Raw genomic sequence first — 9,023 nt, forward strand, 5'->3', positions numbered from 1 at the left:
CCGCGCCCGGGCCAACGGGCTAACCCACGCCGGCGCGCGGCCGGTCGTATGCTGCGCGCCATGCCGAGCCGTGCCGAGCGGTATTTCGCCCATCTCGACACCCTGACGGGGTCCGCCGCGCCCCGGCTGCAGCCCATCCCCACGACGCAGCCCGGGCTCGACGACGTCATCGCGTTCGTCTACGCCGACGAGCCCGAACCGCGCTACCTGACCGGCGCGACCTACGGCCTTTCCCTGGCCGACCACCCGGACTGGCACGGCGTGCGACCGGAGCTGTGGATCAGCGTCCGGTCCGACGACCCGATCTGGGCGCTGGCCATCGGTTACCTGGCCGAGCAGCTGCGCGGGCGGTGCCCGTTCGTCTACGGCGACACTATCGACTTCGGCCAGCCGATCGCCCCGGAGTCGTCGATGACGGCGTTCGCCATTTCGACGCCGTCCGGCCTCGACGCCCACCAGTACACGCTGATCGACATCGGCGGCGCGCCGATCAGCATCGCGGGCTGCTACCCCGTGCACGACACCGAGCGCAAGTACATCCGCGAGCACGGCATCGACGCGTTCTGGCAGCTGGACTGGGACCTCTACGACGTCCGCCGCCCACCGGTGGTTTAGCCGCGACGCCGCACGAGCTCGCCGACCGCGGCCACGAACGCCTCGACGTCCAGGTCGTCGTCCCAGGACGCCTGCAGCAGCAACCCTTGGTAGACGGCGACGAGCACGCGGACGAGGGCCGGCGGCGCGGCGTTCTCGAACGCCTCAAGCTGCTCGTCGACACCTTGGCGGGCGAGGGCACGGATGCGGGGTTCGCGGACGGTCTCGGCCCACGCCTGCATCCCGAGGTTCCGCTGCCGCGCCGCCTCCGGGGCGGCGATGGCCCGCAGGAGGCCGAGGTAGGCGTCGAGGGGATCGCTCGCGGTCCCCAGGCCGGCCGAGCGGGTCGTGTGCCATTCCTCGACGATCGCGAGGATCACGTCCTCCTTACCGGGGAAGTACCGGTAGATCAGCCCGGCGGACAGACCGGACTCCTTGACGATGTCCTGCATCGACGTGCGGTGGAAACCGTTGCGGGCGAAGCAGCCGGCGGCGGCGTCGAGGATCTGCCGACGACGGTTCGTCAGGTGCTCCGCGCTGACCTTGGGCATTACCGGACCACCGCCCACGCGATCCGGTAGAACTCCGCGGCGGGCTCGTCCCGGCGGTAGCGGGCGGCCGCTTCCTTCGCCGACAGGTCGCCCTTCAGGTCCAGACCGCGTTCGGCCAGGTAACCGGGCACGTCGGCGGGGTGGAGACCGAACGTCCACGGCTCGCCGGCCTTCTCGACCTCCCGGTGCCACGCCGTGTCGGCGCCGAGCGTCGCACGGTCGACGTAGGTGAAGATGATCGTGCTGCCGGCCGCGACGATCATGGGCAGGTCGCGGAAGGTCGCGTCGACGGCCTGCGCGGTGAGGTAGTTCGTGACGCCCTCCCAGATGACCGCCGTGCGCCGGGCGGGGAGGTCGTCGAGGGCCACGGCAAGGCTTTCGGTGTTCAGATCGACGGGGACGTAGTGGACGTGCGGACGGTCGGCGATGTGCTGCCGCTTGACGCGCTGGGTGGCCGGGTGGTCGACCTCGTAGGTGGGCGGCATCCCGGGGACGCGGTGGGCGCGGCTGTCGTAACCGGCGCCGAGCAGGAGAACCTGTTCCGGCCGGGCTGCGGCGAGGAGATCGTCGATCAGCCGGGTGCGCGCGACGGCGGACGTGCGGGGGCCGCCCGGATAGCGGCGGTCGATGAGCCGCGCGATGCCCTGGCCGACGGGCGGCACCGCGGCGGCCCGCACGAGCCAGCGGTAGCGCGCGGACAGGAACCGGATGGCGTGGTCGTCGGCGAAGAGCCGATCGCGGCGCCGGGTCTCGAGGGCCCGGAACAGGGCGACGTGCTCGGCGGTGCGGCTGGCGGAGCGCATGCGGTCAGCATAGTGAATGAACGTTCGTTTTTCCAGCCGGCCGTCGCGCCGAAGCCGCTCAGCCCCGGTACGCGGCCACCGCGAGCTGCGCGAACGACCGGACCAGCGGCCCGCTGTCCTTCCAGGCGACGATCACGGGGCTCGGCGCCATGTCCGTGAGCGGCACCACGACCAGTTCGCCCGGCGGCCGGTGCCCGAGGGGCATCAGCCCGACGGTGCCGTTCCAGAGCACGGCCTGCAGGCATTCCTGGACCGCCCGCACGACCGGCCCTTCGCGGGGTTCGCCGCCGTGCCAGTAGGCCTGCCAGAGCGGATCGGTGCCGTCCGGGAAGCGGAACCAGCGCCGTCCGGCGAGGTCGGCGAGCGTGACGTGGGCACGGCCGGCCAGCGGGTCGTCCGCCCGCAGCACCGCGCCCACCGGGTCGGCGCGCAGTTCGTGCACCGCCAGGCCGGTCTCGTCGAAGGGCCCGCGGGTGAGCGCGACGTCGACCACTCCGGCGCGCAGCCCGCACGTCGGATCGGTGAGGTCGGCGTCGCGGACCCGGACCTCGACGTCCGGGTGCTGCCGCCGGTAGGCGTCGGCGAGCCGGGTAGCGGCCGGGTCGGCGCTGTCGCCGAGGATGCCGACGGTGAGGCTCGGCGCGCCCGCCGCCGTGGCGACGCGCACGCGAGCCTGGTCGGCCTGGTCGAGCAGCGCCCGCGCCTCGGCCAACAGCGCCGTCCCCGCCGGGGTGAGCGTGACGCCCGCGGCGGACCGCACCAGCAGGACGGCGCCGACGTCGGTTTCCAGCTGCTTGATCGCCCGGCTCAGCGGCGGCTGGCTCATGTGCAGCCGCGCCGCGGCCCGGCCGAAGTGGAGTTCCTCGGCGACAACTACGAATCTCCTAATGCGCTCTAGATCGAACGCTGACCTGCGGTTATCTGCCATAGTTACTCCAAGCCTTGTCGCAGCCTGCCCACGCTGGCAAAGAGCGATCACCAAAGCGGGCAGGCATTGCCGTCCCTGTCCATCCTGCCGTGCGTCGGCATAGGCCGCCCCCTGTGTCCTGTTCGAGTGCCGGGCGGCTGCTTTCGGCTGGAAAGTCGAGGAGCCGCCCGACGCTGTGTCCACATCGTCGGGCGGCTCAACTCTGGGAACTCAGATAGGGGCGCAGCTGCATCGTCGCGGGATGAGGGAAGAACGACCGCTCCACACCTTGAATTCCGCATCGCCGACGACTGCTAGATACGTCGGAGCGGTGTTCTTTAGGTCATAATTACCTTCGCTTCTTCCTCCCACGTGTCCGGATTGTGACGCCTTTTTTCGTGAGCATCGCTCGGAGGGCCACTCTCCCAATGCGGTACTTCGCCATGAGGACACGAAGCGAAGCACCGTCGTTGTACTCAGCATCGATGCCAGGGATAGGTTCTCGTTTGCCAACACCACTCGCCTTGCCAAGTTCGCTTCTTGTGCGAAGTGACACGTTCGCCATCTCCAGAATCTTGCCGACGTGAACGCGCGTCATCTGGATTGGAAGCTTGCATGTCTCGTTCATGCGCTGAGCTATGTTGGCCATAGTCATACCAGGGTCACCACTCTGATAAAGCCTGATTACTTCCACACGTATTTCCCGGCCGAACTTCTGCGCATCGTTGCGCCATCGTATTCGTCTTGGCGACCGACCCTCAGTCACTTCGATCACTCCGCCCTTGCCGTCGAATCTCTACATCGAGCATGACGAGCATTGATCGGATCGTCTCTTGCTTGCGATGGTACTTTTGGGCGAGCGAAAGAATAGAAGCGCCTTTCGCGTATTCCCACTCTATGCCCCTGATAGGCACAATAGGTTTGCTCTGATTTCCTGGTGGGGGTATGGTAATTGTGGGGTCGGACTGCAATATTCTACGAACGATGCGGTACGAAATCCCATACTTGTCAGCCAACTTCCGTATTGACATGCCAACCGCACGGTAATCGCTTTTAATTTTGTGTTCCACGTCAGGTTGTAGCTTTGGCGGCGTCTTGAGTGATTGCCCTCGCTTTCGAAATGTGACGTTTTTTGCCGTGAGTATCTTTCTAACCAAGCGTACACTGACTTCATACTTGTTCGACAACTCTTGAAGCGTTGCACCTTTGTTGTATTCATCATCGATGCCGCCAATGACGGGCAGCGGCTTGCATTTCGGTGCGCCCGAGTGACGCTCTAAACCTAATTCTGCAATCATCCTACTAATAACCGGCGCCGTGAAGCCGTACTTTGCCCTTAGTTCGCCATAGGTTGCCCCCTTGTTGTAGGCGTCGACGAAATCGGGTGGCACGGGAATCTTCCTAGTCACTCGCTCACCTCACCGTCGTCAACGATGTAAGGCCGAAGGTCCACCCCGCAAGCGTGAGCCAACGCGATAGCCCACAACTCAAGCCACGTAATTGCTTCCACTCCTCACTCAAGGCCCATATCTCATAGGGGACGCCGTCCGGCGGGATGCTTTCGCGCGAGACGTAACTCGATATGAGCTTTACCGTCTTTGCCGTCTTTCGTAGTCGAGCTTCTGGAGAACAAGTCGTATCGAGTTGTCTTTCTGCGCCGTCGTTGGCGCATTGTTCCTGTTCCAAATCAGCGTAAGACCAGGGGACGGAAGCACGATCATTTCGTAGGCGATTCCGCATTCCTCGATTGCGGCCCCCACTCGCGCGCGCCACTCGTCCGGCGTGATGCCATCTTTGTCGGCCCACTCGTGCGCCCAGACAACCCATTTACCCATGAGCAATAGCCCGGGTATCTGGTGCGCCCTTGGCACCACATCCGGGATACCGACGTCTCCGTCAGTCATTGTTGCATCCGTCGTTGCTGTTCCATTTGCCATTCTTTCCTCAGATGGAACACGACGGAATGTCCGGGCATTAACAGGACATCCGTCGCGGACTTTTCAGTGGGCACTCATTAACGCGGCATAGCCCGAATGAACCCCTGGGCGCGAAGCGCCTCCCGAGTTGCGGCCAACGTGCGACTTTCACACCCAGGGCAGGTCCGCCCCGGAATCGGACGCACCGGCCACACGGTTATGCTTTCGCGGTCGTGCCTGAGCGGAAAACGCTGAGCTTCCTCACACCTCGGAGTAAGCAGCGGTGGCCAGTCTGCACGAAGCTGCCGTACTGGGTAGCAGTGAGCTAGCCCGTCAACAAATGCATGCCATTCACTGTCGAATGCTCCAGAAATGCGATCAGCTTCAACTCGGGACGGTATCGCTTGAGCAGGAATTCCCGCCATCTCGTCATCCCCTGAGTAGTTCGACCTCAGCAAGATTAGAACTCAAACTCACTATCGGGTCCACGTATAAATCCTTTAGTCAGTCTTTCTACTTCTTCGGCACTTGTTCCGCTGGCACTGTCGAGTAATTCCATAAGCATGTCGTACAATTGCCCTTCAAGAGATCCATTCGCATTCCCCCTCTCAAGCAGTGCCCAGACGATCGCGTTATTGATTTCGTCCCCATTGCAAATCTCGCCCGTGAAAAGTAGTTGGATAGCGCGAAAGTGAAATCCGTAGTCGTCAAGGTTCGGCCAGCGCTCCAGCTCTAGTCGGAAGCACGCATCAGCAAGAATTAGGCCCACCGGCATCTTCGTGTGCCCGGCATCTATGAGTTCCTCGATAGCGGAGACAGCCGGACCAAAATTGCCCGTTCTAATGCATTCGGCAATCGTCGCGAACGCGCTTGATATCGCGGCTTCGAAGCCTTGCTCCGAGGCGGTCACTCGATCACCATTATTAATCCTTACCGGGTCGTCGTCCAGGTATGGCGCATCGCGTGCTGATGAGTTCATTCTATTTCGGTTCGCTCTCGCATGGCCATTATCTCGGCACTTGCGACCCGGTTCATTTGCTCCAGCATGAGATCTTGGAGACGTGCATGATGGGCCAGATGACGAAGGCTTGGCACCACGACGCAGTGCACATCTTGTCTAACCAGCTCTTCCACCAACTCTTCAAATGCCTCGTGAGAGCCGCAATGAAACTCAAAGAAGAAGCTGACGAGGTAACGTCCGCGAGATTCTGCAAACGCTCTGACTTCTTGCTCCAGGCGAAACACTTTCTCGTCTGGTATGTCACATGGCACACGCATGTATCCGTAGGCCCTTGGCAGTTTCACCAAAAGTGGTTGCGGCTGATCGATTATTGCTGTCATGTCGTCTTCCCTGCGTGGAACTGAATTTCGCGAGTGATCCAGTCAAGCAACTGGCCTGTTCGCTAGTAAATGTCGTATGGGCGCCACTGGATACAGTTAGGGCGTTTTCGAGTCTCAAGCCACTCAAGGACAGCTGCGCGTGCGTCTAGTACTGGAATGGCAGCCGTTCGCGGAAAGACGGCTCCGGTCGTACCGTTGAATATAAGGTCAACTTCCGGCAATGGTCGCTTCGGGTTGAACGAATTAGCGATCGGCATATTCGCGTCGTCATGATCTGTATAATTCAGAGCCGCCAAGCCCATTGACGGACGGACGCTGATCCGCATCTGATGGTTAGGGTACGGACCGTCCTTGCTGCGATGATATTCGACGTCGCCAACCGCCATCGTTGTTTCCCAGTCGATGTGGTCCAGATTGAGAATTTCGTCGATCAGTCGAATCGAGGCCGAACTTCCATTTGTGACTCGGGCTACGCCAGTAGTGAGCGATGCCGTGAGGATCATGAGGTCACGTCGCCGTTCGGTCGTCAGGGCTGGTCAGGGCAGTGCTGGCCGTCGCGTCCGGGGGCGCTCCGACGTTGTGGTGCAACCGTCACGCTGCGCAGCGGGGTTGGTCTATGTCGGCGTGGGCATGCGGCATTCTCGGAGAGACATAACCGCAGGTCAGGGCACCTTTGAGGGGTGACCCGGTTCACTCCCTGGTGAGACCCAGTCGCCGTAGGTACGCTGATCACAGGACATGGCGCCGATAGCGAGGGGTATCTCCGATGAGTTCACCCAGCGGTCCGCAGCGCCGCGCCGCCGGCACTTCCGGCGGCCGGAGCTGCCAGGGGTGTGGGGGTGCGCTTGCCGCAGATAACACGGCACGCTTGTGCAGTAAGTGCCACCGCGAGCAGCGGGACCAATTGCGAACTCCTCCGGCTCAGTTGCGGAACGAATTCTTTGAGACAGACGAGTTCCGGGCCGCGTTCGCGAGTCAACATATCGGCAAAGTATTCAAGGCATACCGAAACCACCCGCGTCACCTCCAGCTTTTCGGCAAGGCGCTAAACCAAGAACTACTTGGGCGCTGGCTAGGGCTAACTCAGGCCCAGGTGAGCAAACTGGAAAACGGTAAGCCGGAGCAAAATATTGACACGCTCCGAAACTACGCTCGTATTCTCCACCTTCCGCAGCACCTGTTATGGTTTGACTTTCCCGGTCAAAGCCGCCTCAGATTGCCGCGTTCCTTGCGAACTACTGACGGCGGCGGCCCAGATTCACAGTCGAGCGGCTTGATTACCCCGCAGGCCCGTGACGCACTTCTCGTCGTCAACACCGGTATGGACACGCTCGAATTGCTTCGTCGAGTCCGCGCGTCCGCAATCGACTCCTCTACGATCGACGCTCTTAATATCACCGTTGAGCAACTGTGCTGCGATTACGCTCACGCGGACGCCCGCGAATTGATGACGGCGGGTAAGGAATGGCTCGGCAAGATGACTGAGCTTCTAAATAACCGCCTGACGCTCGCTCAACACCGCGAGATATTGACAAAAGCGGGAATGCTAGCATTGCTGGTGGGATGTCTCGAATACGATTTAGGCGACGCGCGATCGGCCGAAGCGACTCGACGCATGGCATTGGAACTCGGCAAGGAAGCCGAGGACGCCGGAATCGTCGGATGGGCACACGAAATGCTTGCGTGGTTTCATCTCACGGCAGGTAACTACCGTGCGGTCATTCCCGCCGCCGAATCCGGCGCATTGGCAGCGCCGTCCCACTCAGTGGCGGTCCAGCTCTATGGACAGCAAGCGAAGGCATTCGCTCGAATGGGTAACGTCGAGGAAGTCCATAAGGCACTCGATACGGGCAGTGCACTTTTGGGCCGCCTTCCATATCCGGACAGGCCAGAGAACCACTTCGTCGTTGATCCGGACAAGTGGGATTTCTACGCTATGGACACCTATCGAATTGTCGGCGAGGACCAGCTCGCCCAACGCAACGCCGAAGAGGTCATGCGACGGAGCGTCAACTCTGAGGGCACCCCTGTGGCTCCGATGCGCATCGCCGAAGCACAGCTCACACTTGCCGTGATCGCCGCTAGGCGTGGGGACGTCGACGAGGCCGCCGCACTGGGCATCCAAGCCCTTCAGAACGGCCGCCGCAGCCGCCCGTCCCTGCTGATGGTCTCGTCTGAGCTGGAGCACGAGCTAGACACCTACGGCGCAGGCGCGGGCGGCGACTTCCGAGAGCTGTTCGCCGACATCAAGCGCACCCAGTAGCCCGATATTCTCCCAGGGAATATCGGGCCTTCAATATTCTTTCTGTGAATATCCGTTGCGCTCGACATGCCCTCTGACCTGCGGTTATTCTCCGCTGGGATAGCATATTCACGCCTGTACATGGGCGTTTCTTGGTGCTGGCGGCTTACTTAGTGGCAACGGCTCGCAAACCGCGAGTCGAAGCCAAGAGTAAGGGTCAAAACACTGATGAAAACGACAACTCATATTGCGACGTCTACCGCATTCGTATCGATCCCCCAGGCTGCGTGGGTTCTCGGAGTCACGGAGTCTTGCGTGTGCTCGGCAATCCGTAGGGGTGTACTGCGTACGGTGCGGCGTCGCTCCCGTCTCGTCATCTCCGCCGCTGAGCTGCGGCGCGCGCTGAACGGCGGTGCGCGATGACCGGATACGACTTTCAGGAGATGGCTGTTCGGCTCGACCGGTACGCCGACGTGCCGGACGACGTGCTGAGTGAAGTGGTTGCCCGGGACGGTCTGTGTTTCTGGGCGTTCGACCGGGCCGACATGCCGGAACTGTCCGGCGACGACTCGCCGGACCGGGAGTTGGCCGCCCGCCTGTGCGCCGGGTGCCCGGTGATCGACCAGTGCCGGGAACTGGACTTGCGGACGGCCGGGCCGGACACGGTCG

The 9,023-nt window shown here is 62.2% G+C and carries 10 protein-coding genes; 3 read left to right on the forward strand and 7 right to left on the reverse strand.

Annotation, left to right across the window (positions count from 1 at the left end):
• The first annotated feature begins 60 nt into the window (after positions 1-60).
• Positions 61-615, forward strand: coding sequence for a suppressor of fused domain protein (locus C2L58_RS41105; protein WP_233226208.1), 555 nt, complete (start codon positions 61-63; stop codon positions 613-615).
• Here C2L58_RS41105 and C2L58_RS41110 read toward each other — a convergent pair.
• The 7 genes from C2L58_RS41110 to C2L58_RS41135 form a co-directional block, all read right to left on the reverse strand.
• On the reverse strand, positions 612-1,145 hold the full coding sequence (locus tag C2L58_RS41110) for a TetR/AcrR family transcriptional regulator (protein ID WP_103343026.1): 534 nt from the start codon (positions 1,143-1,145) through the stop codon (positions 612-614). The genes C2L58_RS41105 and C2L58_RS41110 overlap by 4 nt on opposite strands.
• On the reverse strand, positions 1,145-1,948 hold the full coding sequence (locus tag C2L58_RS41115) for a class I SAM-dependent methyltransferase (protein ID WP_103343027.1): 804 nt from the start codon (positions 1,946-1,948) through the stop codon (positions 1,145-1,147). Before C2L58_RS41115 ends, C2L58_RS41110 begins: the two co-directional genes overlap by 1 nt.
• A 58-nt stretch (positions 1,949-2,006) precedes the next feature.
• On the reverse strand, positions 2,007-2,876 hold the full coding sequence (locus C2L58_RS41120) for a LysR family transcriptional regulator (protein WP_103343028.1): 870 nt from the start codon (positions 2,874-2,876) through the stop codon (positions 2,007-2,009).
• Between the two features lie 737 nt (positions 2,877-3,613).
• Positions 3,614-4,264 carry a hypothetical protein gene (locus C2L58_RS48950; protein ID WP_146073772.1) on the reverse strand — a complete coding sequence of 217 codons (651 nt, stop codon included), beginning with the start codon at positions 4,262-4,264 and terminating at the stop codon, positions 3,614-3,616.
• A 967-nt stretch (positions 4,265-5,231) separates the two neighbouring features.
• Positions 5,232-5,681, reverse strand: a complete 450-nt coding sequence (locus C2L58_RS48955) for a hypothetical protein (RefSeq protein ID WP_146073773.1) — start codon at positions 5,679-5,681, stop codon at positions 5,232-5,234.
• Between the two features lie 65 nt (positions 5,682-5,746).
• Positions 5,747-6,112 carry a hypothetical protein gene (locus C2L58_RS48960; RefSeq protein WP_146073774.1) on the reverse strand — a complete coding sequence of 122 codons (366 nt, stop codon included), beginning with the start codon at positions 6,110-6,112 and terminating at the stop codon, positions 5,747-5,749.
• 62 nt (positions 6,113-6,174) lie between these two features.
• Positions 6,175-6,615 carry an Imm1 family immunity protein gene (locus C2L58_RS41135; RefSeq protein WP_103343030.1) on the reverse strand — a complete coding sequence of 147 codons (441 nt, stop codon included), beginning with the start codon at positions 6,613-6,615 and terminating at the stop codon, positions 6,175-6,177.
• Between the two features lie 590 nt (positions 6,616-7,205).
• Between C2L58_RS41135 and C2L58_RS48965 the strand changes: the two genes are divergently transcribed.
• Complete coding sequence (locus tag C2L58_RS48965; protein ID WP_146073775.1) at positions 7,206-8,375, forward strand: hypothetical protein; 1,170 nt, start codon at positions 7,206-7,208, stop codon at positions 8,373-8,375.
• 398 nt (positions 8,376-8,773) lie between these two features.
• Positions 8,774-9,023: transcription factor WhiB (locus C2L58_RS41150; RefSeq protein ID WP_103343033.1), on the forward strand; the 250-nt coding region annotated here is incomplete at its 3' end.

The organism is Amycolatopsis sp. CA-126428, assembly GCF_002904335.1.
Taxonomy (GTDB): domain Bacteria; phylum Actinomycetota; class Actinomycetes; order Mycobacteriales; family Pseudonocardiaceae; genus Amycolatopsis.